At 64.4% G+C, this 24096-nt stretch carries 20 protein-coding genes; 11 read left to right on the plus strand and 9 right to left on the minus strand.

Features of this window, described 5'->3' with window-relative positions; genetic code table 11:
• The first annotated feature begins 11 nt into the window (after positions 1 to 11).
• The 4 genes from MTR64_RS10150 (at position 12) to MTR64_RS10165 (ending at position 3422) form a co-directional block, all read left to right on the plus strand.
• The gene (locus tag MTR64_RS10150) at positions 12 to 797 is read left to right on the plus strand and encodes a carboxymuconolactone decarboxylase family protein (RefSeq protein ID WP_243993422.1); all 786 of its coding nucleotides are present in this window, start codon (positions 12 to 14) and stop codon (positions 795 to 797) included.
• 13 nt (positions 798 to 810) lie between these two features.
• Positions 811 to 1566 (plus strand): SDR family NAD(P)-dependent oxidoreductase, encoded by a 756-nt coding sequence (locus MTR64_RS10155; RefSeq protein ID WP_243993424.1) that lies wholly within the window; start codon positions 811 to 813, stop codon positions 1564 to 1566.
• 13 nt (positions 1567 to 1579) lie between these two features.
• Complete coding sequence (locus MTR64_RS10160) at positions 1580 to 2365, plus strand: SDR family oxidoreductase (protein ID WP_243993427.1); 786 nt, start codon at positions 1580 to 1582, stop codon at positions 2363 to 2365.
• A gap of 355 nt (positions 2366 to 2720) precedes the next feature.
• A complete protein-coding gene (locus tag MTR64_RS10165; protein WP_243993429.1) occupies positions 2721 to 3422 on the plus strand; it encodes a 2OG-Fe dioxygenase family protein in 702 nt (233 codons plus the stop codon).
• A gap of 12 nt (positions 3423 to 3434) precedes the next feature.
• Here MTR64_RS10165 and MTR64_RS10170 read toward each other — a convergent pair whose 3' ends face one another.
• On the minus strand, positions 3435 to 4271 hold the full coding sequence (locus MTR64_RS10170) for a PhzF family phenazine biosynthesis protein (protein WP_243993431.1): 837 nt from the start codon (positions 4269 to 4271) through the stop codon (positions 3435 to 3437).
• Between the two features lie 15 nt (positions 4272 to 4286).
• A complete protein-coding gene (locus MTR64_RS10175; RefSeq protein ID WP_243993433.1) occupies positions 4287 to 4616 on the minus strand; it encodes a UrcA family protein in 330 nt (109 codons plus the stop codon).
• A gap of 102 nt (positions 4617 to 4718) precedes the next feature.
• Here MTR64_RS10175 and MTR64_RS10180 point away from each other — a divergent pair, with 102 nt between their 5' ends.
• Together MTR64_RS10180 and MTR64_RS10185 are read left to right on the plus strand one after the other, a co-directional pair.
• Positions 4719 to 6104 (plus strand): PLP-dependent aminotransferase family protein, encoded by a 1386-nt coding sequence (locus MTR64_RS10180; RefSeq protein WP_243993436.1) that lies wholly within the window; start codon positions 4719 to 4721, stop codon positions 6102 to 6104.
• A 186-nt stretch (positions 6105 to 6290) separates the two neighbouring features.
• Positions 6291 to 8159 (plus strand): putative bifunctional diguanylate cyclase/phosphodiesterase, encoded by a 1869-nt coding sequence (locus tag MTR64_RS10185; protein ID WP_243993438.1) that lies wholly within the window; start codon positions 6291 to 6293, stop codon positions 8157 to 8159.
• Positions 8160 to 8202: 43 nt separating this feature from the next.
• Here the strand turns inward: MTR64_RS10185 and MTR64_RS21345 are convergent, their stop codons facing one another.
• Positions 8203 to 8331: a hypothetical protein gene (locus tag MTR64_RS21345; protein ID WP_268740853.1), complete on the minus strand. Its 129-nt coding sequence runs from the start codon at positions 8329 to 8331 to the stop codon at positions 8203 to 8205.
• Here MTR64_RS21345 and MTR64_RS10190 point away from each other — a divergent pair.
• Positions 8320 to 10029, plus strand: a complete 1710-nt coding sequence (locus MTR64_RS10190) for a CHASE4 domain-containing protein (RefSeq protein WP_243993440.1) — start codon at positions 8320 to 8322, stop codon at positions 10027 to 10029. The two genes, MTR64_RS21345 and MTR64_RS10190, sit on opposite strands and share 12 nt — an antisense overlap.
• A 27-nt stretch (positions 10030 to 10056) precedes the next feature.
• Here MTR64_RS10190 and MTR64_RS10195 read toward each other — a convergent pair whose 3' ends face one another.
• The 4 genes from MTR64_RS10195 to MTR64_RS10210 form a co-directional block, all read right to left on the minus strand.
• Positions 10057 to 10548 carry a DUF123 domain-containing protein gene (locus MTR64_RS10195; protein WP_243993442.1) on the minus strand — a complete coding sequence of 164 codons (492 nt, stop codon included), beginning with the start codon at positions 10546 to 10548 and terminating at the stop codon, positions 10057 to 10059.
• A 27-nt stretch (positions 10549 to 10575) separates the two neighbouring features.
• On the minus strand, positions 10576 to 12666 hold the full coding sequence (locus MTR64_RS10200) for a phosphocholine-specific phospholipase C (RefSeq protein WP_243993444.1): 2091 nt from the start codon (positions 12664 to 12666) through the stop codon (positions 10576 to 10578).
• A gap of 178 nt (positions 12667 to 12844) precedes the next feature.
• Complete coding sequence (locus MTR64_RS21470; protein WP_243993446.1) at positions 12845 to 14224, minus strand: sensor histidine kinase; 1380 nt, start codon at positions 14222 to 14224, stop codon at positions 12845 to 12847.
• Entirely contained in the window at positions 14221 to 14877 is a 657-nt protein-coding gene (locus tag MTR64_RS10210) for a response regulator transcription factor (RefSeq protein ID WP_243993448.1), read from the minus strand. The genes MTR64_RS21470 and MTR64_RS10210 overlap by 4 nt, the downstream gene beginning before the upstream one ends.
• Before the next feature lie 116 nt (positions 14878 to 14993).
• Here MTR64_RS10210 and MTR64_RS10215 point away from each other — a divergent pair, with 116 nt between their 5' ends.
• From MTR64_RS10215 to MTR64_RS10225, 3 genes are read left to right on the plus strand one after another with little or no spacing between them, the layout of a single operon-like run.
• A complete protein-coding gene (locus MTR64_RS10215) occupies positions 14994 to 16103 on the plus strand; it encodes an efflux RND transporter periplasmic adaptor subunit (RefSeq protein ID WP_243993450.1) in 1110 nt (369 codons plus the stop codon).
• A gap of 4 nt (positions 16104 to 16107) precedes the next feature.
• Positions 16108 to 19242, plus strand: coding sequence for an efflux RND transporter permease subunit (locus MTR64_RS10220; RefSeq protein ID WP_243993451.1), 3135 nt, complete (start codon positions 16108 to 16110; stop codon positions 19240 to 19242).
• Positions 19235 to 20482, plus strand: coding sequence for a TolC family protein (locus tag MTR64_RS10225; protein WP_243993453.1), 1248 nt, complete (start codon positions 19235 to 19237; stop codon positions 20480 to 20482). The genes MTR64_RS10220 and MTR64_RS10225 overlap by 8 nt, the downstream gene beginning before the upstream one ends.
• 156 nt (positions 20483 to 20638) lie before the next feature.
• Here the strand turns inward: MTR64_RS10225 and MTR64_RS10230 are convergent, their stop codons facing one another.
• Positions 20639 to 21409 (minus strand): sugar transferase, encoded by a 771-nt coding sequence (locus MTR64_RS10230; RefSeq protein WP_243993455.1) that lies wholly within the window; start codon positions 21407 to 21409, stop codon positions 20639 to 20641.
• A 239-nt stretch (positions 21410 to 21648) separates the two neighbouring features.
• Positions 21649 to 22494: a sulfotransferase family protein gene (locus MTR64_RS10235; protein WP_243993457.1), complete on the minus strand. Its 846-nt coding sequence runs from the start codon at positions 22492 to 22494 to the stop codon at positions 21649 to 21651.
• A gap of 126 nt (positions 22495 to 22620) precedes the next feature.
• Between MTR64_RS10235 and MTR64_RS10240 the strand changes: the two genes are divergently transcribed.
• Positions 22621 to 24093 carry an oligosaccharide flippase family protein gene (locus MTR64_RS10240; protein ID WP_243993459.1) on the plus strand — a complete coding sequence of 491 codons (1473 nt, stop codon included), beginning with the start codon at positions 22621 to 22623 and terminating at the stop codon, positions 24091 to 24093.
• The last annotated feature ends 3 nt before the right edge of the window (positions 24094 to 24096 follow it).

A 24096-nucleotide genomic window follows, 5' to 3' on the forward strand; every position in this document is an offset into this window, starting at 1 on the left:
GAGCAAGCATTATGACACTTCTCGATCCGAAAGACCGTATCGCCGCCGGTCTCGCCAGCGAGGCACAATCGACTGGCCGCGAGGCGAAGGAACCCACCACTCTGCTGGAGGAAAGCTGGCGCGATTTTATCTGGGCTGAAGTCTGGACCCGGCCGGGCATGCCCCGCCGCGCCCGCTATCTCGTCGCCATGGCGACGGCGGCGACGTGCGGACTGGAAGAAAGCCAGATCGAAGATTTCGTGCGCGGCGCTCTCCTCAACAAGGAACTGTCGCTGGCCGAACTGCGCGAGGGCGCACTGCATCTGGCAGTCTATTCCGGCTGGGGCAACGGCGGCAAGCTGGACCGGGCGATCACCCGCGTCGCCAAGGAACTGGGCCTGCCGCCCGCCGAAGTACCGTCGATCTGCCCCGAACCGTGGGACCCGCAAGTGCGCAACGATCGGGGCCACGCCGCCTTCGACAAGGTGATGACGTTCCCGCCCGGCCCGCCGAGCACCCCGTACCTTCAGGGCATCAACAACTTCGTCTTCGGCGAGATGTGGTGCCGCCCCGGCCTCGACGAAGCCTCCCGCCGCTGGCTGACGCTGGTAGGCGTGTGCGAATCAGGGGCCGAGATTCCGATCCGCAGCCACATCCACGCCGCCATGGCGAGCGGCAACTGCAAGCCAGAGGAAATGCTCGAATTCGTGCTGCAATACGGCACTCACGCGGGCTGGCCCAAGGCCTCGCGGATGCAGGGCGTCATCCTCGAAATGATCGACAAGGTAGCCAAAGGCCTGCCCTGGCACGCCAAGTAGAAGGGCTTCACCCATGAACACCGATATGACCGGCAAGGCCGCTCTCATCACCGGCGCGGCTTCGGGCCTCGGCCGCGCCACCGCGCTCAAGTTCGCAGCGGCAGGGGCCGATCTGTGGCTGGCCGACGTCAATGCCGCCGGGCTGGAAGAGACCGTGGCGATGCTCGCCGACAGCGGCAGCACCATCGGCCACGAAGTCGTGGACCTTTCCGATCCCGAGGCCTGCATGCAGGCCGTCGTGGCAGCGGTGGCCCGCTTCGGGCGGCTCGACGCGCTGTGTAACGTCGCCGGTCTGATCTACCTCGCCAACACCCCGCAGATGCCGCTCGACCAGTACCAGCGGACCATCGACGTCAATCTGTCAGCGCCGTTCCACCTCTCGCAGGCCGCGATCCCCCACTTGCTTGAAAGCCACGGTGCGATCGTGAATGTCGCCTCCTCCGCCGCGCATATCGGCGAGGCCTATGCTGCCGCCTACTGCGCCAGCAAATGGGGCATCCTGGGCATGACCAAGGCCATGGCGATGGAGTTTCAGAAAGCCCCGATCCGCATCAACGCGGTCGCACCGGGGGGCATGGTCACCAACATCGCCGCCAATTTCGTGCCGCCGGAAGGCTGCGACTTCGACCTCATCAAGCGCTTTTCCGGAATGCGCGGCACGGTCGAAGTGGCGGACGTCGCGGACATGATCCTGATGCTCGCCTCGGAAGCCGGGCGCGGGTTCCACGGCGCCTGCATAGACATCGATGCCGGCATCACGGCCGGCTGAGGGAGGTTCCACCATGACATTCACACTCGACCAGTTCCGCCTCAATGGCAAAGCCGCGATCGTCACTGGCGCCGGCGGGCGGGGCAATTCGATCGGCCGCGCATATGCGCTGGGCCTCGCCGAAGCGGGTGCCTCGGTCGTCGTTGCTGACCTTAACGGCGAGGGCGCGAAGGCCGTAGCTGATGAGATCACGGCAGCTGGCGGCAAGGCCGTCTCCGTTCAGGTCGATGTATCCGACGAAGCCTCCACCCTTGCCATGGGAGCAGCAGCCATCGAGGCCTTCGGCGGGGTCGATATCCTCGTCAACAACGCCGCGCTGATGGTCGATATCAGCTACGACAATTGCGAGACGATCAGCCTCGACGCCTGGAACAAGGCCTTTGCCGTGAACCTCAATGGCGCCCTGCTCTGCGCCCGCGCCGTGATCCCCTCGATGCGCGAGCGCGGCGGCGGGCGTATCGTCAACCAGACCAGCGGCGGCGCCTTCCCGGCGACCGGGCTCTACGGCATTTCGAAACTCGCGCTGGTCGGCCTCACCACCGCGCTCGCGAAGCAGTTCGGCAAGGACGGCATCACCTGCAACGCGATCGCGCCGGGCAACGTGAAATCCGACGCCGGCAAGCTGCTGGTGCCGGACGATTCCCCTTTCATCAAGTTCCTGGAAATGTCCTGTGCCCTTCGCCCGCGCGGGGAGCCCGACGAACTGGTGGGAACGCTGCTGCTGCTCTGCTCCGAGGCAGGTCAGTGGATCAGCGGCCAGACGATCCACGTCGATGGCGGGTGGGTTCTGCGTCCATAAAGGGCGCACAAGCGCCTCGGCCAACTCGAGCGTCTCGCTGTTCGGCGTGCTCGTCCTCGCGCCGCCTCTACCCTGGCCGGCAGGACACACACTTTCGTCCCGCCGGTCCGTTTGGCACCGGGACACGGAAAACCCGTCCCCTGCCATTCTCTCCCAGGAGATGCCGTCCGCAGCGCGGCAAGCTGACGAACGCGGCAAGACGCGGGCGTTGAAACGGCGAAATCCCGTCTGCCTTGCCGACCGACGCCCCCTCCGCTAGGTACATGAGACATCCCCCCTGACAAGACCATCTTGTGCCAGACCAAGCCAGCGGCGGTCGGCGCGAGGACATCACCGGTCGCCGGAACGCTAAAGAATGAACACACCTTCGGGTTGCCTCGCCGAGCCGGGGCCCCTGTTTCTTTCACCCGGGAAACTGGCCTGCCCCGGCGAGCCAACGTGGCAGGCCTTCGTCCGCAGCTGGGACGACATGCCGCTCGACACATGGATGGGCGACGGCGGCACCTACCGGCGCAGGCGTTATGCCGCATTCGAGGTCGGGGATGGACGCTGCGAACGCCTTTCCCACCGTCCCCACTATCAGGCGCGCGACTACAACCCGCTCAATGGCGGTGTCGAACGCTGGTTCGCCCCCATCGCAGAGGACGCGGCCGCCTCACCACTTTTTCAAAGGCTGCTGCGAGACACGGCCGCGCTCATCGAGCGGAATGCTTCGCTGACGCCGCGGCACTGGATCGTCGAAGCCCATCAGTTCCGTATCGAAGCGCAGCCCGAGCAGCCGGGCCTGCCGACCCCCGAAGGCATGCACCGCGACGGGCGCGATTGGGTCCTGATCCTGCTGATGGGCGGCTGCGGTTTCACCGGCGGCGAGACTTGTGTCGAGGATCAGTCAGGCCAGATCCTGCTGAGACACCGGTTGTCCGAACCCGGCGAAGCCTTGCTGCTCAATGACCGGGCGTTGCGCCACGGCACTTCTCCGGTCGAGGCCGCGCCGGCCGGCACGCCCGCATGGCGGGACACGCTTGTCCTTACCTTCGCCGAGGTGCCAGCGCCCTGACGAACACACCGGCTACCCCTGGCCGGAAAAAAGCGTAAGCGTACGTCCGCCAACCCAGACCTGACCGTTCGCATCCTGCATCAGATCAACTCTGCCGGTCCGACCGAGACGTGTGCCCTGCGAAGCGACATAGTGCCCTTGCGCCCGGCCGCTGGTGAACAGCCATTGCCCGACCGAAGCATTGAGGCTCCCTGTGACCGGGTCCTCGATCATGTTTCCGGTCTGTCCGGTAAAGAGCGCACGGAGTTCGAACGCCGCGTCGCTCCCCGGCGGATACGCGCCTACCAGGCCGATATCCAGCCGTTCGGACGAATTCCCCACCGGCTCGACCGCCAGCACCGCTTCTGCGGAAGCCAGCAGCACCGCGATCCAGCCCGGGCCGTTGTCCACCCATCGGGCCTCGACAATCGCATCCGGATCGATCTGCAAGGCCTCGGCAACCCGCGCGATATCTGCCTCGCTCGCCGCCCCCTCGCGGATCAGCGGCGGGGCGGCGAATGCGAGGCCCTGGCCGCCCTGCCGGACCTCGATCAGGCCCGCCCCGCATTCCTGCACGACCACGCCTTCACGCTTCGGCTTGCCGCCGGCTTCGAGCCAGACGTGACAGGTACCCAGCGTCGGATGCCCGGCAAACGGCAATTCATGCGCCAGCGTGAATATCCGCACGCGGTAATCCGCTTCATCCTGCGTCGGCGGCAGCAGGAACGTGGTTTCTGACAAGTTGAGCCATCGCGTAATGCCTTGCATTTCCTCGGTGGTGAGACCTTCGGCATTGCTGATCACGGCAAGCGGGTTGCCTGTGAAGGGATCGATGCCGAACACATCGACGAGTTTGAAAGGGCGGTTCATGCAATCTCCTTCGGATCAGTGCTTGTTGTTGTAAGCCAGCGCGAGCTGCGGGTCACCGATACGGGTCAAGGCATCCGCCATGGCGTCATGCCAGCAGACCGACCGGCGAACGGCAGACTTCACCTCCCGCAGACTGGATGAGGATGCTCCACAGACCACAAGCGCGGCATTCTCGATGCGGACCAGCGTACGCTTTGCCGCCTCCGGAGTTGCCGGATGCGTGTCCACCGCATCCAGGGTGACAGCATAGCGATTGTCGCCGATCCGGTCCTGCGCGACGGCAGGGGCGGTCAGCGCAAGGCCAAGCGCGGCGACGGCAAGGGACGTTTTGAGCAAGTTCTTCATGTTGACCTCCTGTGTGCGCCCCCAATGCGCGCAAAGGGCTGGTCAAGACAGGAACAGATCGATACAATTTTAAAAAACCGTACCGATCAGGAATGCAGTACAGTGGCAACATCCCATACCACCCGAACCGAACAGGTCATGCAACTGGTCCGCGACCGCATCGAGCGCCGAGACCTGACGCCGGGCGCACGCCTGCCTTCGGTGCGCGCCATGGCCGAAGCGACCGGCTATTCGAAATCGACCGTGGTCGAAGCTTACGACCGTCTGGCCGCCGACGGCGCGATCCGCTCCCGCCCCGGCGCGGGCTTCTATGTCTCGGCGCCGCTCTCGCCGCTCGCGCTCGACCGGATCGGCACGCCTGTCGAACGCGAGGTCGATCCCCTGTGGATGCTGCGCCAGTCACTCACGCATCGCCCGGATGCCTTGAAGCCCGGTTGCGGCTGGCTCCCGGACAGCTGGCTGGCCGGGGTACCGATCCGCAAGGCCCTGCGCGCCGCCGCGCGCAGCGATGCTGACGGCCCGTTGACAGGCTATGCCTCGCTGCTGGGGTCTGCGCCGCTGCGCGCGCTGCTCGCCCGGCGGCTTGAGGAACAGGGTACACCTGCCGCCCCCGACCAGATCCTGCTTACCGAAAGCAGCACTCACGCGCTCGACCTCGTCAGCCGATTCCTGCTCGAGCCGGGAGACACGGTGCTGGTCGATGACCCGTGCTACTTCAATTTCCTTGCGCTGCTGCGTGCACACCGGGCGAACGTCATTGGCGTGCCGATGACACCCGGTGGACCGGACATGGCCGCCTTTGCCGCGGCCTTGGCGGAGCACAGGCCCCGGTTCTACCTTACCAATTCGGCCTGCCACAATCCGACCGGCGCGACTCTGTCCGCCTCTACCGCACACCAGTTGCTGAAGCTGGCTGATGCGAATGATCTGGTGATCGTCGAGGACGATATTTTCGCCGATTTCGAACATACGCCCTCACCGCGCCTTGCCGCTTTCGACGGGCTGGACCGGGTGATCCGGATCGGCAGTTTCTCGAAATCGGTGACAGCCGCGATCCGTTGCGGACATATCGCCGCGCGGCCTGACTGGATCGAAGCGCTGGCGGACCTGCGCGTGGCCACCTCCATGTCTGGCAACCCGCTTTCGGCAGAAATTCTCCATGCGGTACTGACCGATGGTGGATACCGCCGCCACATCGATGGCGTGCGCACGCATCTGGCCCGCGCAACGGCCCGGACGATGGCCCGGCTGCGCAAAGCCGGGATCATCCCCTGGATCGAGCCGTCCGCCGGCCTGTTCATCTGGGCACGCCTGCCGGGTGGGCTCGATGCTGCACAGCTTGCCCGCGCCGCGCTGGCGGAGAATATCGTGCTGGCGCCGGGCAACGTGTTCAGCACGAACGGAATGTGGAGCGACTACATGCGCTTCAACGTGGTGATGAGCGACAACGATCGGGTCAGCGACTTCCTCGCAAGGGCTTGCCGCTGAGACCCGCCCCGGGGAACTTCCGATAGCAGAAGATGCCGACCCCGCGGAAAGCAGCCTCTCTCCAGGCGATGCTACTCTGCCGGTCACGATCGGGGAACGCGGGTTCACAACCTAGATCACGGACAAGCAAATATTAGCGAATGGCACATAAGCCTCACAACCGCCCTTGTTCTGACAGGCAATAAAATGAAAATATTGGTCGTGGACGATGAGCCTGCGGTGCGAGAGGCTTATCGTCATGTCTTGGCCGGACAGAAGGACTTCGCAGCTTCTGACGGCATGAATGCGCTGGCGCTGGAATTGTTCGGCGATGACGATGCCGGAGGCGGACATGTTGCCGCCCGCCGGGATGCGGTCTTCGACGTCCATTTTGCGTCGCAGGGCCTCGACGGCGTCGCTATGGTCCATACGGCTCTCGAACGGGATGATCCGTTCAAGGTCGCCTTCATCGATGTGCGCATGCCGCCGGGCATCGACGGGCGCGAGACCGCTCGCCGCATCCGGGCGATCGATCGCAACATTAACCTCGTTATCGTCACAGCCTATTCCGACCATTCGGCCACCGACATCGCCGCCGTAGCCGGCCCTGCCGACAAGATCTTCTACATCAACAAGCCATTCTCGAACGAGGAAGTCCGGCAGATGGCCCTGGCGCTGTGCCAGCGCTGGGACCACGACACCGGCCAACTGGAATTGCTGCGGCAGAAGATCGCCGAACTCGCGACCAGTGAAGCGCGGGCACGCCACGCGGCATTGCACGATTCCCTTACCGGCGCCGCGAACCGGATGGCCTTTCTGCAGGAGCTTTCCTGCCGTGTTGCCCGGGGCGATACCGATTATGCACTCGCCATTCTCGATCTCGATCGCTTCAAGCACGTGAACGACACGTTCGGGCATGGCGCAGGAGATGACCTGCTCATTGCCGTCCATGACATCCTGCACGACCAGTTGCCCGAACGGGGCATGGTTGCCCGCCTTGGCGGCGACGAATTCGGCCTGCTCCTGCCGACTGCCGGTCTGGAGGAGGCCAGGACTAAATGTGCCCGCATGATCGAAAGCTGCTCGCGCAGCTTTTCAATCTTCGGAAATTCCGTTCGTATCGGCGCGTCATGCGGATTGATGATGCCGAAAGACCTGCCTTGCCGGGATGCCAGCGAACTCATGCGGTGTGCCGATCTTGCGCTTTTTGCCGCCAAGCGCGGCGGACGCGAAAGGGTCTGCCTGTTCGATGCAGCAATGGACGAGAGCCAGCGGTTCCGTCAGATCATCGAAACGGGGCTGCGCCACGCCATCGCAGGCGACGAGTTGGCTCTCCATTATCAGCCAATTGTCGAACGCAATGACCTCAGGACCGTGGGCTTCGAAGCCCTGCTCCGCTGGAACAGCCCCGATCATGGGCCGATCTCGCCTGCAGTCTTCATCCCCATCGCCGAAGAAAGCGGTCTGATCGATGATCTGGGTGAGTGGGTGCTCAATCGTGCCCTGAACGATTGCCGCGACTGGCCGGGTCTGTTCGTGTCCATCAACTTCTCCCCCCGCCAGTTCAAGCGGGCGAACTTTGTGGAATGGCTGGACGCGCATGTGGCGCAAGCACAAGTCACGCCCGGGAACGTACAGATTGAGATCACCGAGACCGCGATTTTCGAGGATACCGAATGGGCTGCGGACGTGCTGCGCGAACTGCACAGCAAAGGCTACCGCATTGCCCTCGACGATTTCGGCACGGGCTATTCCAGCCTGTTCAATATCAAGAACTTCTCCCTCAATTGCCTGAAGATCGACAAGAGCTTCATCGAAGGATTGGGGCACGACAAACACAGCGCAGCCATCGTCAGTTCCATTGTTCATCTTGCGCGGGCGCTTGGCCTGAACATCGTTGCGGAAGGTGTCGAAACCGACGAGCAGTGCCAGATGCTGCGCTTGACCGGCTGTTCCCACATGCAGGGCTTCCTGTTCGGGAAGCCCGCCGCGGCTGCCCAAGCGGCGGCGGCCCATGCCGACAGTCTGCCCGGTACAAACGATGGGACTTCCCGCGCCGGCGTGATCGGGCGATAAAGTGGCCTGGCGCCTGACCCAGTTATGGAACCGGGAGGGCCGGTTAGGCAGTACACTGCTCCGCAATCTGGCCTTCATCGGCCTTATCGCCACGGCAGCGCTGTTCTTCCTGCTGGGTTTTTCGATCAACAAGAGCTTTTCCGCGCTGGAGCACAAGGACTTGCAGGGCCATGTCGGCCGTGTCTCCGATTTCCAGAAGACAAGCCTCGGCACTCTGATGGCGCGGGCGAAGGATTGGGGGATCTGGGACGACAGCTATTACTACGCCCGGAATTTCAACACCGGCTTTGAAACAGACAACGTCAATCTGGAATCGTTTCAGAATGCGGAGGTCGATGGCCTGGCTATTGTCCGGTTCGATGATGGAACCGCGCGGGCTTTCGCGTTCGACCGCGACGAGGGCAGGAAAGAGCCCGAATTGGCTGAAGCGCTTCTGGCAAAAATTATCCGGTCCGACTTCGTGCAACGGATGCGGCAGAAGGACTACGTGCAGAGCTTCATCGTCCTCAATGGCCAGCTATACGCCATAGCCAGCGTGCAACTGTACAGGAGTGACGGCACCGGCACACCGCCCGGCTTTCTGACATTCATTCAGCACATCACGGCCCAAATGGCGAGCGCAGCCCTTCAGGTGCCTGCCGATGTCGATCTCAGCGCACGCATGGCGGATACGCAGATTGCGGCAGATACCAGCACGATCGAAATCGCAGCGCCACTCAACGGGCCGGATGGGACCACAGTTGCTGCCATCCGCCTCCACCTCACGCGTCCATTGACGAAAGCGGCCCAAAATCTGCTGCTGATCACGTTTGCAGGCGTTTTCTGCCTGATTGCCGCATTGCTCACCGTACTTGGCCGGCGCGTCAGGACGCTGGTGCTCGATCCGGTCGAACGTTTGCACCAGCATGTCAGCCGCATCAGGGAGTCCGGGGAACTGCGGGAGATCGATGGGCCAGTGCCTTCCAACGAGTTCGGAGCCATGCAAGCCGAATTCAACCGCATGACCGCCGAACTGCAACAACTGCGTTCGCAATTGGAATCCCAGTCCTTCACCCTGGGCAAGTCGCAGAGTGCCATCGGCCTCATGCACAATCTGCGCAACTGCCTGAGCCCTGTCCGCGTCATTCTCGAAGCGCTGGATCAGACCTGCAGTGACAGCCTGCCCACGCACGCACCGCGGGCATTGAGAGAACTGTCAGACGACGCCCTCGCCCCGGAACGGCGCGAAAAGCTGGTCAGCTTTCTGTCCGCTGCACATGAACGGGTCGAAGCCAGAAATGCCGCTGTACGCCAGCAGGCTCGCGAAGCTGCCCGCAACCTGATGAATGCCCTGGATGCGATTGATGCCGCCGCGCAGAATGAACGCGATACCCGCTTCGACGAGCGCTGCGACCTTGCCGGCCTGCTCAGCCACTCGGCCAATGTCGCACGGTACGCAGAGAATATCACTGTCGCGGTCGACGTGCAGTGCAACGGCTATATCGCTGCATCCGGCAATCGTGTGCTCCTCAGCCAGGTCCTTGAAAATCTGGTAACCAACGCGCTGGAGGCAATCCAGGACAGTGGCCGACAGGATGGCAGGATCTTGCTTCAGGTTACGCAGAACCCCGCGCAGGACCGATGCACCATCACCGTGGCAGACAATGGCGCCGGTTTCGCCCAGGAAGTTGCAACCCAACTGTTCGAACGTGGTTTCTCGACACGCACGTCCAGATCGGGCGGCCTCGGCCTGCACTGGTGCGCGAACACGGTGCGAGCGATGAACGGAGCGTTGAAACTGGAAAGCGACGGCAAGGGAGCGGGCGCGCGAGCGATTGTCCACCTGCCCTTGTGGCATGATCACGACGTCCGGAATGCGGATGCTGCCTAGCGAAAACTTTCATGAAAAGGTCCCGCTCTAGGAGGAATATCCGGTCGCGGCGTTTGCGCGGAGCCCCCCGGTTCGGGCCATCGGTCTGAGAAGGTGGGCATCGCAGCTTCGGCAGTCACTGCTGCCGAAGCCAACCAGTGCGGTCTCGAACAGGCCCGATGCGAGAAGCCGGTCCACGATCTCGCATTCGGAGCCGCCGGGGATGGCGAGCGCTGAAATACGGGCGGCGGCGTTCGTCAGTTCATCGACGTGCCAGTGGACTTTCTTGTCTTGCCGCAAGTGCCGCCGCAGCCGTGCTCCGATGCCACCGCCACCTCGCGCGCTGCCGGCATAGACGAGCCAGCCCGAAAGCGGTGTGGCGGCAATGCCTTTGCGCGCGAAAGTCACAGGCACCGCCGGATCGATCACCAGAACATAAGCCCCGGGCGACCTGTCCAGTCCCTCGCCCGTTTCGGCGTTCACACAGGCGCAGCCGGGCACATGCTGCCGGATCGCCAGGAGGACGTCTTCTTCCCGCATGGCCCGACAGTACGCTGCTGTCCGGGCTCAGGCCAGTGTGAGTGGCCCTGCCCCGCCGGCCGCCGGATCTGAGAACGAGCCCTTTCCGTTCTCGACATGTCCCGCCATCCGCCAGGACTGGCCTGACGCGGCAAGGCCGAGATCGTACCACCCATGGTTGGCGGAAAGATCCAACGGCTGGCGCACGGTCGCCCCTGCTTTCAGGGCAACGGCCGCATAGGTCTGGCCATAAGCCATGTCCGCCAGCGCAACCGGCAGCGGCTCGCGGGTGATATTGACCAGCACCAGTTCGGCCTTCCCGGCATGGCTAACCTCGATCCGCGCCGAAAACCGGTCTGCCCGGCCGCGGAGCCTGCGATGGAAGCGGTTCGGGCCAACGATGAACAGATCGGTCTGCCTGCCCTCCGGCGCCGCCGGGACGGCACCGGTGAGCCGCTGGCGCGCACCCACGGTATATCGCGCGGGATCGGCACCGAGATCGTTGACGTCGTAGAGATGGAACACGGCCGCGCGTTCTTCCCCGGCGTTGGCGAAGACCAGCGACGGTGCCCCGGCATCGCCCCCAAGCCAGACGTCGAGCCGGTACGGCGTCGCGCGGCGGGGCTTTACGCCCGTTTCCTGAACCGGGGCCACGATGCCAGACGGCAGCGGCGGCGCGATGTTCTTGAGACCGGCCGCCCGATCCGACAGCGCACGGGTCGGCGGCAGCGCGGCCATGAATTCATCGGCGTCGGTCTTCGAGAAGTCGAAGCACGACGTCAGGTCGCCGCAGACCGCGCGGCGCCATGCGCTGATGTTGGGCTCACGCACGCCGAAACGCGTTTCGAGGAAACGGATCACGCTGGTGTGGTCGAAGACTTCGGAGGCGACGTGACCGCCCTTGCTCCATGGCGATACCACGTACATCGGCACGCGCGGGCCAAGGCCGTAAGGACGGCCAAGATATTGTGCATCGGCCTCGTCCTGCGGATGGGTGTGGTATTCGTCGTCCGCCGGAACGGTCGTCGCGCCGCGCGAGCGGGCCGGCGGTGCAGGCGACGGCGCATGGTCGAACAGCCCGTCGTTCTCGTCGAAATTGATCAGCAGCACAGTGCGCGCCCAGACCTCGGGGTTGGCCGTCAGCGCATCGAGCACGCGGGCAATGTATTCGGCGCCTTCCAACGGCGTGGAAACGCTGGGATGCTCCGAGAAGCGCGTCGGCCCCACCACCCACGAAACCGCCGGCAGGCGCTTCTGCTCGACGTCTTCCTTGAGCTTGTCGAGATCACGCGTGCGGATCGACCGGGAGGCCAGATCAGCCAGCGGCCCGTCACTGGCCTTGTCCGCCGCCCGGTAGCGCTGGAAGCCGACGAGCGGGTTGTCGCCGAAATTGTCGGCCATGTCCTCATAGACCTGGAAACCAATCCCCGCCGCCATCAGCCGTTCGGGATAAGTCGTCCATGTATAGCCGCCGTTGCCGCGCGGGTCCGCGCCCATGTCGTCATAGCCGTTGTCGATCGCGGGACCGCCCGCCTTCGCCTGCGGATCGTGCGTGCCGGTCCAGATGTAGAGGCGGTTGGGATTGGTCGAGAGATGCAGCGCGCAGTGATAGGCATCGCACAGCGTGAAAGCCTCGGCGAGCGCGTACTGGAACGGCAGATCCTCGCGCGAGAAATGCGCCATGGCGTGGTTATGCTTGTGGCGCGGCCATTCGCCCATGCGGCCATTGTCCCACGCGGCCTGGCTATCGGGAAAACCGTGCGGCGTGCCGAGCGGCCGGTAGAGCCGGAAATCAGCCTGGGTGTCGAGCCGAAACGGCGCGATCAGCGCGGGGCTCTCGCCCTCCTTCTCGTTGGGTTGAACCAGAACCGTGCGGCGCGGCGCGTCTGCCAGCGGCGGGGCGGGAATGGCGAAGCGATCGCCATAACCCTGAACGCCCCGCATGGTGCCGAAGTAGTGATCGAAAGCGCGGTTTTCCTGCGTCAGGATCACCACGTGCTCGACGTCCTGAATCGTCCCCGTGCGCCGGTCCGCCGGAATCTCCAGTGCCCGTGCAATCGACGGCATGAACCCTGCCGCAGCACCTCCACTCGCGATCATGTTGCGGATGAAACTGCGGCGGTCGTGGGGCAATACCATCAATCTTGTCCTGTCTCGTCTGGCATGGGGCGCGACCCCGGAGGTAAACACAAAAACGCGAAGCTCACGCCCGCCTCGGCGACCGCGCCACTCTGCATCCCGTTGTGGCAAGGGTGGAATTTCGAGTCGTACCGGCCTTCTGTTGCAATCTGAAGATCATCTGCCGCCGGGCGATCTATCAGGCGCGGTCGATCTCGAGGCTGACTTCAAGGCCGCTCTGCCCGTCGCCGCGCGGGCCAAGGGCGATCCGCAGGCCATAGGCTTCCGCGATGTCATGCGCGATCGCAAGCCCCAGCCCGGAACCGCGCATTTCGGGATCAAAGCGCGTGCCGATGCGGAATGCCTCTGCCGCAAGCTCCGGCGCCAGGCCGGGACCGTCGTCGATGATCTGCACCAGCAATCCGTCCGGTGTGTCTGCCGCGCCGATCAAGACATGCCCGCGCGCCCACTTGCCGGCATTATCCAGCAGGATAGCAAGAAGCTCGGAGAGATCGACCGGTTCGATCGGCACAGTCGTATCGAGCCCCTCGGGCAGACGGACATCGAAGGACTTGTCCGGATGCAGGCGGCGCATCGCCGAAAGGATGGGAGGCAGGACACTATCGATCCGGCTGGCCGTCCCCGGACTGCGTGCGCTTGCGGCAGAGCGCGCGCGCGCCAGTTGGTAGTCGATCTGCTGCACCATGACCTGACTCTGTTCGAGCAGTGTCTGCGCTGCGGCGGACGTACGCTCGGCCTGAGCCAGCCTCTCCGCCTCGTCGGTAATCACCGCAAGCGGCGTGCGCAACGCGTGGGCAAGGTTGCCAGCTTCCACCCGCGCTCGCTCGACCGTCTTGTGGCTGCGCTCGATAAAGGCATTGAGATCGTCCACCAATGGCTCGATTTCGGTGGGATAGTCGCCCTCCAGCCGGCAGGCAGAACCGCTGCGCAGCCGCGCCGTTGCGTTAGCGAGACGATCGAGTGGCCGCAGCCCGATCGTCACGACGAGGAACCCGGTCGCCACGAGCGCAGCCGCCAGCGCCGTCAGCCACAGCGTCAGCTCGCGGGTGAAGCTGGCAATGGTCTCGTCGAGAAGGCGCTCATCGGTCGCGATCACATAGTGGACTTCGCCTGCCCCCGGCACGTCGCGGATGAAACCATAGGTGATGGTCGGCCCTGTCGGCCCCTTTTCGATATGATGGTGAATGGTGCTGTCATGCGCGACCCGATCGTCCAGCTCGCCGCGCGTCATCGAGGCGGACCGGATCGTCTCGTGGCCGTGCAGGCTGACCTGCCAGTAGAAGCCCGAGAGCGGCACCAGATAGCGCGGGTCTGAGAGCGGACGGTCCATTTTCAGGACGCCGTCCGGACCCACTTTCACCAGACCGGCCAGTTCCTTGATGTGGACTTCCAGCTCGTCGTGATAGCTTGCCTCCACATGCTTGGCGAACAGCCGTGTCGCCGAATACCAGATGCCGCCGATGCCCAGCGCGACCCACAGCAGCGTGGCAAGCAGGATACGGACACGCAGCGAACGCCAGTGCCAGCGGCGATGCGACGGTTGGCGCGTAGTGGTCACTTGCCGAACCTGTAGCCCAGCCCGCGCACCGTGCGGATGCGGTCGCTGCCGATCTTGCGGCGCAGGCGCGAAACCAGCACCTCGACCGCGTTGAGATCGCGGTGGCTGTCCAGATCGTAGAGGTGCTCGCCGATATCGCCCTGCGACAGGATCTGCCCGGGACGGCGGATGAACAGGTTGAGCAGGCGGAACTCCTGCTTGCTCAGCGCCAGCGACTCGCCGTCGCACTGCACTTCGCGCGCGACCGGATCGAGCCGGATGCCGGATTCCTCTATCCATGTGTCGCGGCTGCCAGACTGCCGGCGAAGCAGCGCATGCAGCCGGGCAAGCAGTTCCTCGAAACGCACGGGCTTGACCACGAAATCGTCGGCCCCCGCATTGAGCCCCTCGACCTTGTCCTGCCAGCTTCCGCGCGCAGTCAGGATCAGGATCGGGCAATCGACCTTGCGCTGACGCCAGTATTTCAACAGGTCCATGCCGGTCCCGTCGGGCAATCCCAGATCCAGCACGACCGCCGCCATCTTGTCCATGTCGGGCCAGGCCTCGCCTTCCTCGCGGCTGCGGGCGACATCGACGGCAAAGTCCGCGCCGCGCAGGCGGTCGGACAGGCGCTCGGCCAGTTGTTCGTCGTCTTCCACAAGCAGCAGCCGCAAGGCGGTATCCTCTCTTGTTTCCTCGTATCGAGCGTCATCGGCGGCGACGCTGAAACCTGTCAATAAAAACCGAAACTGACAGGATGCTGTCAGCTTGGCAGGTCATGTCCCCCCGCATGAACAAGCCCCTCCTCGTCGGTGCCGCCGCTCTGCTCGCTGTCGCGGGCGGGGCCTACTATGTCCTGAAACCCGGTGACGCGCCGCAGGAGGCTGCCCAGACGCCCACCGCCGATCCCGGAGCCCTGAGTGCTGAGCAGGTAAAAAAGCTGGGTATCCGCACGCAGGCGGCCACCGCCGCCGATGCGGTGCCGCTGGGGACCGTGCCGGGGCAGGTGTCGCTCCCGCCCGAGGCCAAGGTTGCCGTAACCACGCCGTTCAGCGGCACTATCACCCAGGTCAGGGTCCTGCAGGGCGAACAGGTCACGCGCGGCCAGCCGCTGGCGATCGTCAAAGCCGCCGAGCCGGTCCAGTTCAGTGCCGACCTGTCCCGCGCGCAGGCTGACCTCGCCGTCGACCGCGCGCGCGCGCAGCGTCTCGACAAACTGGCGCGCGACGGCATCGTTGCCGGAGCCCGTGCCGACGAGGCGATGGCGACGCTGCGCCGCTCCGAAGCGACCGTGGCCGAAAACAACCGCCTGCTGGCCCTCGCCGGTGCCGGACGCGATGGCACCGTGACCTTGCGCGCGCCGATTAGTGGCCGTGTGGCGAGCGTCTCCGTCGAGACCGGCGGGCCGGTCGGCGGCGACATGGCGCCCTTCGTCATCGAAAATACCGCTGCGCTGACCCTTGACCTGCAATTGCCCGAACGGCTGGCCGGACAGGTGCGGCCGGGTATGAGTGTTTCTGTTCCGCTGTCCGGCGGCAGTCCGGTCAGCGGCCGCATCATTTCGGTCGGCGCGTCGATCGATCCGGCAACCCGCTCCATCGCCGCCAAGGCCCGTCTCCACTCCACGGACGGACTGGTTCCGGGCCGGGGCGTCATGGCGATCATCAGCGGCGTGTCCGGCAAGGAACAGTCCGGGGTTTCCGTGCCCTCGCAGGCGGTCACCCGCATGGGCGAGGATGACGTCGTCTTCGTGCAGGAACGCGGGCGTTTCGTGCGGCGCGAAGTCACTGTCGTCGCAGATGCTGGTGGCCGAGCCATTCTGACGTCCGGCCTCAAGGCAGGCGAACAGGTCGCGGTAAGCGGCGTGGCCGAACTCAAATCCCTGCTGGCGGAGCAGTAGGCCCATGCTGCGCAAGCTTGTCGAACGCGCGCTGGCCTGGCGCCTCGCTGTCCTTGGCCTTGCCCTGGGGCTGGCTGGTTTGGGGGCATGGGCCTTCATGCGCCTGCCCATCGATGCCTTCCCCGATATCAGCTCCACACAGGTGAAAATCATCCTCAAGGCGCCGGGCATGACGCCCGAGGAAGTCGAGAGCCGCGTGATCGCGCCGGTCGAGATGGAAATGCTCGGCATTCCCCATCAGGCGACGCTGCGCTCGGTCGCCAAGTACGCGATCGCCGACATCACCATCGACTTTGCCGACGGCACCGACATCTACTGGGCCCGCACGCAGGTTTCGGAACGTCTGAACGGCGTGATGGGAGACCTGCCCGCCAGCGTCAGCGGCGGCATGGCGCCAATCTCCACCCCACTGTCCGACATGTACATGTTTACGATCGAAGGGCCGCAAAGCCTTGCCGAGAAACGCCGCACGCTCGACTGGCTGATCCGCCCGGCGCTGCGCACCGTGCCCGGCGTTGCGGATGTAAACGCACTGGGCGGTCGTGCCGAGACCTTCGAAGTGGTGCCAGACGCCTCGGCGCTGGCGACCGCCGACCTGACCGTCTCCGATCTGGCCTCCGCTATCGAGGCGTCCAACCGCAATGATGGCGCCGGACGTCTCGTCTCCGGCGAGGAAGCACTGATCGTGCGCGCCACCGGCGCAATCCGCACGCTGGACGACCTTGCCGCCGTCGTGGTGCGCAGTGAAAACGGCAAGATCGTGCGCGTGGGCGACGTCGCGGAAGTGCGCACCGGCAGCCTCACCCGCTACGGCGCGGTAACCAAGGACGGCAAGGGCGAAGCGGTCGAGGGCCTCGTCATCGGCCTGCGCGGCGCCGACGCGGCGCAAGTGGTGGAAGGCGTCAAGGAACGCCTTGCCGAAGTGCAGACCAGCCTGCCCAAGGGCATGAGCATCTCGGTGTTCTACGACCGCTCCGACCTTATCGGACGCGCGGTGGGAACCGTCGAGGAAGCGCTGGTGGAAGCGACGCTGCTGGTCGTCGTACTGCTGCTGCTGTTCCTCGGCGATGTGCGCGCTTCGGTGATCGTTGCGCTGGCCCTGCCGATGGCGGCGCTGCTGACGTTCATCTTCATGCGCTCGATCGGCCTTACCGCCAACCTGATGAGCCTTGGCGGCCTTGCCATTGCCGTGGGTATGCTGGTCGATGGTGCGGTCGTGGTTGTCGAGAACGTGGTGGAGCGGCTGTCCGATCCCAAACATGCGCGCGGCGGCAAACTGCACAACGTCATCGTCGCGGCTGCAGAAGTATCCAAGCCGGTGGCCTCTGGCATGGCGATCATCGCACTGGTGTTCCTGCCGCTGCTCACGCTGCAGGGGCTGGAAGGCAAGCTGTTCGCCCCGGTCGCACTTACGATCGTCCTCGCGTTGCTCTCGGCGCTGGTGCTGTCGCTCACGCTGGTGCCGGTGATGGCCTACTTCGTGCTCAAGGTGAAAGCCGATGAGGGCCATCACGAACCCTGGCTGATGCGCCAGATCAGCCCGCGCTATCACACCCTGCTGACTGCGGCCTTCGCGCGCCGGAAAGTGGTCTACGGCGTGGCCGGGCTGTCGCTGGTGGCCGCCGTGCTGGCCTATTCGGTGACCGGCAGGACCTTCCTGCCGACAATGGACGAAGGCTCGGTGATCGTGCAACTGACCAAGCTGCCCTCGATTTCGCTTGAGCACAGCGTGGAAGGAGACCTCAAGGTCGAGCGGGCGATCCTGGCCAATGTCCCCGAAGTGGAGGAAGTGGTCGCGCGCGTCGGTTCGGACGAGCTCGGGCTCGATCCGATGGGCCTCAACGAGACCGACACCTTCCTGAAGCTCAAACCACGCGACGAATGGCGCGTCCCCGACAAGGAATGGCTGGTCGAGCAGCTCCGCAAGGCGCTGGTCAATCTGCCGGGAATCGAACCCAGCTTCACCCAGCCGATCGAAATGCGCATTTCCGAAATGCTCACCGGCGCGCGCGGGGACCTTGCGATCAAGATCTTTGGCCCGGACCTCAAGGAGCTGTCCAGCATCGCCGCCCAGATCCAGGGCCGCCTGCAGGGCATCAAGGGCACCAGCGAAGCCATGACCGTCGCTGACGACCGCGTCGATTACCTGCAGCTCGACATCGACCGCGTTGCCGCCGGGCGCGCGGGAATGCCGGTCAACGAGTTGCAGGACGCGATGCGGGCGCAAGTCGAAGGCGTGCGCGCCGGTGTCGTCGCCGATGGCATTCGCCGCGTGCCCATCGTCATTCGCGGTGACGGGCAGCAGCTGACGCCGCAGACTTTCGCCGACACACTCTATCGCTCACCCACCGGCCAGCTCGTGCGCGCCAGTGATGTTGCCCAGGTCGCCCGCGTCGAAGGCCCGGTGAAGCTGGAGCACGAGAACGGCTCGCGCTACGCACTGGTGCAGGCCTTCGTCTCGGGCCGCGACCTCGTCGGCTATGTCGAGGAAGCCAAGGCCGATATCGGCGCGCACGTAAAGCTGCCGCCAGGCTACCGCATCGTCTGGGGCGGCCAGTTCGAAAACCAGCAGCGTGCTTCGGCCCGGCTGATGGTGGTGCTGCCGATCTCGCTCGTGATGATCTTCATAGTCCTTTACGCCACGCTCAGCTCGTTGCGCGCGTCGCTGCTGATCATCGCGATGATCCCCTTCGCGCTGGTGGGCGGCATGGTCTCGCTGGCGGTCTCGGGTGAATACCTGTCGGTCCCGGCCTCTGTCGGCTTCATCGCACTCCTGGGCATCGCCGTGCTCAACGGCCTCGTCATGGTCAGTTACTTCCGCCAGCTTCGCGAAGAGGGTGTGCCTCTGGCCGAGGCCGTGCGACGCGGGGCCGAACGCCGCCTGCGGCCGGTGCTGATGACGGCCACCATCGCCGCCTTCGGCCTCGTCCCGCTGCTGTTCGCCAGCGGGCCGGGCTCGGAAATTCAGAAGCCGCTGGCGATCGTGGTAATCGGCGGGCTGGTGTCCTCCACGCTGCTCACGCTCATCCTGCTGCCCATGCTCTACGAACGCTTCGGCGAAAGCCGATCCGAACGTGAGGCGGGAGACCGCGAGCACCCACAACTGGATGGCGAACATGGGGAGACGACCGATGCGTAAGCTCTTGCTGGCCGGTACGGCCCTGCTGAGCGCCCTCGCGACGCCGGTGCTTGCCTCCGACGCCGAACCGGGCCTGCCCCCCACCGCCGATGTCACTGCGGCACTCGACGCGCATCCTTCGGTTCAGGCCGCCCGCGCCCGCACCTGCGCCGCCCGCGCCGAGGCCCGTGCTCTGGCGCGGGGCAGCCATGAGATCACGTTCACGGGGAGCTACATCAACCGCTCGGTCGACCGCGAAGGGTCGTTCGACGAGTTCGATGGCCAGTTGCTGCGCCCTTTCCGCCTGCCCGGCAAGGCCCGGCTTGACAAGGAGATCGGCAGGTACGGCGTCACCGCTGCCGAGAACCGTGCCGAGGACGCCCGCCATCAGGCCGCTACCTTGCTGGCCGAAAGCTGGTGGAACTGGCTCGGCGCCGCTGCGGAAGCGCGTGTCGATAAACAGGCCGTCGCCAACTACGAGCGGCTGCTGGAGGCCGTGCGCCGCAGGGTAGCCGTGCGCGACGCTGCCCAACTCGATGCCGATCAGGCGGAAGCCGCGCTGGGAACCGCCCGTGTTGCGGCCCAGCAATCGGAGGGCAGGGAAGCGCTGGCGCGCGCACGCCTCGCTACCCAGTTCCCGACCCTGCCGTTGGACGATGCTGCTCCTGACGTGCCCCGTCCCGATCTCCCGCCAGAAGGGATCGAGGCGCTGGGGCGGAAGGTGATCGAACACAGCCACGAGATTGCAGCGGCCGAAGCCGGTGCAGGCCGGGCCGACGCTTCCGCGTCACGCATACATGCCGACAAGATCGCGGATCCTTCGTTCGGCGTGCGGATGTTTTCTGAACGCGGCGGCGCCGAAAGGGGCGCGGGCGTGCTGTTTTCGATGCCGCTCGGCGGCGGGCACCGGTCTGCCCTCGCCGACCAGGCGGATGCCGAGGCCGGTGCCGCGCGTTCGGAAGCCATGGCAGTACGCTTCGCTGTCAAGGAAATGGCCGAGACCGACATGACCGAGGCCCGTTTCCGCTATGCCGCCTGGCAACGCGCGCGCGACGGACTCAATGCGCAGGTCGCGGCCCTGGCCAAGCTGAGGGAAGGCCACAAGGCCGGCGAGATTGACTTGTCAGACGAACTCTTCGGTGAACGCCAAGTCCACGACGCCTTTCGTACGGAGGCCGCGGCCCGCATCGATGCGATGCGGGCCATCACCCGTCTGCGCATCGATTCCCACGCGATCTGGATCGGCGATCCAAACGACTGACCTCGCCGGCGCATTATGCGGCGCGCACTGTTCGAACTGACTGTCGCACGGCCGGTTGGATGCTACCGCGCAACGATGCCCACTCCACCTGCGCAGAATTTCTCCGCGATCGCACAGGCATTCGAGCTGGGACACCCGTACGCGAGGACCGTATCCCTAGTAAGAACCGCGGGCAAACACGACTGCCGGGACGGTCTTGCATAACAGCCAGGCGTCGAACGCGAGGCTTTTGCGGGCGATATAGGACACATCCATCGCGACACGCAGCTGGTAGGATGTGTTGCTGCGTCCGCTGGTCTGCCACAGACCGGTGAGCCCCGGCCTGACCAGACAATAATGCTCGAAATGACGGCCGTAATGCACCACTTCGTCGTCGACGATCGGGCGGGGACCAACGAGGCTCATGTCCCCCATCAAGACGTTGATGAGTTGAGGGAGCTCGTCAAGGCTGAGCTTGCGCATCACGGCTCCAACGGGCGTCACACGTGGGTCTGTCCTGAGTTTGCGCGCCGTTTCCCATTCGCGGCATGCTTCCTCATCCGTTTCCAGATGAGCGCGCAGGATCGCGTCTCCATCCACTTTCATCGTCCGAAACTTGAGACAATGAAAATAGCGTCCGCGATAACCGATCCGGCGATGGGCAAAGAATACCGGTCCCGGATCGCTGAGAAATAACAACACTGCCACCAGTATCAGGAAGGGGAGAACGGCGATCAGGATCGCCGTTGCCAGCACGATGTCGAACCCCCGCCACGCCCTGCTTTCCCATAAAGATACCGGGCGTGGAGCATGACTGTTCCAGTCGGTCTGCCGCGCAAATGAACCCGGAAAAGAAGACCCCCGACCAATATTCATGCCCACATGAGCCTCCCTGAAGCCAGATATGGATGAAATATCACCCTTCCAGAAATGGGTATCATTCCACATTTCGCACCAACAACTGGAATTTCATTCAATACGGTATAATATATTTGGGATTTTTTAGATAATACTATGACAATTTATTTATGTGATAACACATATATTATTTTCTGAAATTATAATTATCGGCCATCAAATCACGCAACTTCGGAGACATCCTTTCTGCAGCGCAACATGGAATTTGAATGCCGGAAACGGTCGAGAATGGAAGGAGCCGTTGCATGTGATGGCGCACGGCGGCTTCATCACCCTGCGCAGTCATCGTCGAACAGGGTGCTCAGCCTCTGAAAACGATCGTACGCCTCACTGATCAGGCTTGCGGAGACGCCGGACAACGGTCCGTCACCACCGGCAGCGCGCGACAAGGCAGACTCGATCCGTGAATGCCGTCCGCTCTGCAGGGGATCGCCGCCGCCACCGTGGCGCGAGGCCGCCAGACTGACGTAATGGTTTTCAAGCGGCGGATTGATCCCGATCCGCCGGGAAATCGCCGCCAGTGTCCCATCGGGATCGCACAGCAGCGCCTCATGCGTCAGGCCGGACCGGCGCCGGGCGGGAAAACGATGCCACAGGGCCTCCAGCGCCGCGAGCCGCTCGACGTAGTAGCCGGCAGCCTCTTCCTGCGTACGATATTCTACCCGGCCCAGCCTGGTGTAGAGATTGACGATCGACCGGATGGCATCGGTGGGCCGGCGCACAACGAAGATCGCACGCGCCTCGAAGAATTCGCACGGCACCCTGCTATCGTACCGGGAGTGGAGAATTTTGTCGAACAGGGCACCCGCCTGCGGCTTCCATCCACCGCGGCGCATCTGGTTGAGAGCCAGGCGTCCCAGCGTACCCTGCCCGTCGTAGCGGATATGCGCCTCCCCATATCCGCTGACGTCCGACCGCGAACACAGGATATTGGAAAGCGCCGTGGAACCGCACCGCATGTGCGCGAGAAGGAACAGGCAATTGCGGTAACGGTATCCCGGCCGTGATCGGCTGATCAGCCAGCCGGCCGTGTTCTTCCCGGATTCACGCAAGGTCTGCAGCATGGCCGCAACGATATCCGTCCGGTGCGGGCACGCGCGCGCAATTGACTCCATCCCGGCGGCAATTCGGATTCTGCAGAAGTCAGGGGATGGTAAAAATGCCCGGCCCGCCAGAGCCCGTGGCGGCGACCCGGTCGCTGCACCCGGGACTCTGTGACTCCATTTGACGAGGCCCTGCCTATGACGACGACGAGTATGGTCCCGGCAAGGCAGCGGCTGCGTTCAGCCGGCAAACATGGAGGAAAAGCGCTGTTTGCCTTCACGGCGCGCTCGTTGCAGCAGGTATCGACGCTGGTCATCACCCTGCTGGCCGCGCGTTTCCTGCCACCTTCGCAGTACGGCGTCTACAGCCTCGGCATTGTGTTCATCGTGCTGGTGCAGACGATGACCTACACCGGTTTCTATCAGTTCATCCTGACGTCCAGGGAAGAGGACGGCGCCGTGCTGTCCACCTGCTTCTGGCTGATCATCGGCCTTGCCTCGCTCGCCTCGCTTGTGCTGGCACTGGCTGCGTTTCCTCTGGAATGGATGTTTAAGGCCCCTTCGCTGGGCACTCTGCTCCTCCTGCTTGCCCTGATCCAGCCGCTGGCGAGCATCGGAGCATGGTCTTCTGCCGCGCTCCTCCGGCGCGGCGAGATCATGCGCAACTTCATCGTGATGTTCGTGCAGAACATCGTTGCCCTGATCGGAGGAGCCGCGCTGCTGTGGTTTTGGCATTCGATCTTCGCGCTGGTCGCCTTCCGCTACGTGCGGGTGCTGACCGGCACGGTGCTCCATGCCCTGCTTGGGCGCGACCAGCCACAACGCCTGTTCCGGCGGGACCTTGCGCGCAGGGCCACGGCCTTTTCCGGCGCACTTTACGGATCGCGATTCCTCGGCTTTCTCGCGCGCTATGCAGCGGACCTGCTGCTGGGAATGCTCCATTCCCCGGCGGCGGTCGGCCTCTACCGCTTTGGCAACCGCGTCGCGACCGGGGCAACCGACGTGTTCAACCAGCCGATGACCACTTTCGCCGCCACCCAGTTCGGCGTGGCTGCGCGGCGCGACCGGGACTTTGCAATGCCACTGGCACAGTTTTCCGGCACGATCACGATGCTGAGTGGTCTGACCGGCGCGGTAATCATCGTATTCGCACACGACGCCGTCACGCTGTTCTTCCGACCCAGCTATCTTGCCGCACTGACCGTCACCTATGCCATGGCTCTGCGCGGCGCGGCGAGCGTGGGACAGATGCTGATCGAGCCGGTCTTTGCCGCACTGGGCAAGACCGCCTGGGTAATGATGTTCGATCTCGTTTCGACCGTGATCGCCGTCGCCGCGATCTTCGCAGCCTCCCCGTTCGGGCTCGAGGCACTGGCCTGGACGCAGGCGGCCGTCGTGCTGGGCACCACTGGCTGGGCGTTCGGCCTGCTGCACTGGCGCGGACACATCCGCATCGGCAGCGCCTTGCGCAATTTCGCAGGCGCCGTGGCTCTTTGCGTGATTTACGGCCTGATACTGCTCGGCGTCTACCGGCTGGGCATCGCGGCAATGCAGCTTCGCCCGGTGGAAACATTGACTCTGGGGCTGGCCTTCGCCGCGCTTCTCGCAGTGGCTGTGCTGAGCGTTGCCACGCGGTTGCGCATCTTCAGCCTGCAGGCATTTTCTGGCTGAGGC

The sequence above is a fragment of the Novosphingobium album (ex Hu et al. 2023) genome (assembly GCF_022832385.1).
In the GTDB taxonomy this organism is placed as follows: Bacteria; Pseudomonadota; Alphaproteobacteria; order Sphingomonadales; family Sphingomonadaceae; genus Novosphingobium; species Novosphingobium album.

What these genes read in the sequence shown, in the direction of transcription:
- MTR64_RS10160 (WP_243993427.1), top strand. Translation starts at nt 1,580, where the DNA reads ATGACATTCACACTCGACCAGTTCCGCCTCAATGGCAAAGCCGCGATC.
- MTR64_RS10155 (WP_243993424.1), top strand. Translation starts at nt 811, where the DNA reads ATGAACACCGATATGACCGGCAAGGCCGCTCTCATCACCGGCGCGGCT.
- MTR64_RS10170 (WP_243993431.1), bottom strand. Translation starts at nt 4,271, where the DNA reads ATGAACCGCCCTTTCAAACTCGTCGATGTGTTCGGCATCGATCCCTTC.
- MTR64_RS10240 (WP_243993459.1), top strand. Translation starts at nt 22,621, where the DNA reads ATGACGACGACGAGTATGGTCCCGGCAAGGCAGCGGCTGCGTTCAGCC.
- MTR64_RS10165 (WP_243993429.1), top strand. Translation starts at nt 2,721, where the DNA reads ATGAACACACCTTCGGGTTGCCTCGCCGAGCCGGGGCCCCTGTTTCTT.
- MTR64_RS21345 (WP_268740853.1), bottom strand. Translation starts at nt 8,331, where the DNA reads ATGGCCCTGCAAGTCCTTGTGCTCCAGCGCGGAAAAGCTCTTGTTGAT.
- MTR64_RS10175 (WP_243993433.1), bottom strand. Translation starts at nt 4,616, where the DNA reads ATGAAGAACTTGCTCAAAACGTCCCTTGCCGTCGCCGCGCTTGGCCTT.
- MTR64_RS10200 (WP_243993444.1), bottom strand. Translation starts at nt 12,666, where the DNA reads ATGGTATTGCCCCACGACCGCCGCAGTTTCATCCGCAACATGATCGCG.
- MTR64_RS10150 (WP_243993422.1), top strand. Translation starts at nt 12, where the DNA reads ATGACACTTCTCGATCCGAAAGACCGTATCGCCGCCGGTCTCGCCAGC.
- MTR64_RS10225 (WP_243993453.1), top strand. Translation starts at nt 19,235, where the DNA reads ATGCGTAAGCTCTTGCTGGCCGGTACGGCCCTGCTGAGCGCCCTCGCG.
- MTR64_RS10230 (WP_243993455.1), bottom strand. Translation starts at nt 21,409, where the DNA reads ATGTGGAATGATACCCATTTCTGGAAGGGTGATATTTCATCCATATCT.
- MTR64_RS10195 (WP_243993442.1), bottom strand. Translation starts at nt 10,548, where the DNA reads ATGCGGGAAGAAGACGTCCTCCTGGCGATCCGGCAGCATGTGCCCGGC.
- MTR64_RS10215 (WP_243993450.1), top strand. Translation starts at nt 14,994, where the DNA reads ATGAACAAGCCCCTCCTCGTCGGTGCCGCCGCTCTGCTCGCTGTCGCG.
- MTR64_RS10220 (WP_243993451.1), top strand. Translation starts at nt 16,108, where the DNA reads ATGCTGCGCAAGCTTGTCGAACGCGCGCTGGCCTGGCGCCTCGCTGTC.
- MTR64_RS10185 (WP_243993438.1), top strand. Translation starts at nt 6,291, where the DNA reads ATGAAAATATTGGTCGTGGACGATGAGCCTGCGGTGCGAGAGGCTTAT.
- MTR64_RS10235 (WP_243993457.1), bottom strand. Translation starts at nt 22,494, where the DNA reads ATGGAGTCAATTGCGCGCGCGTGCCCGCACCGGACGGATATCGTTGCG.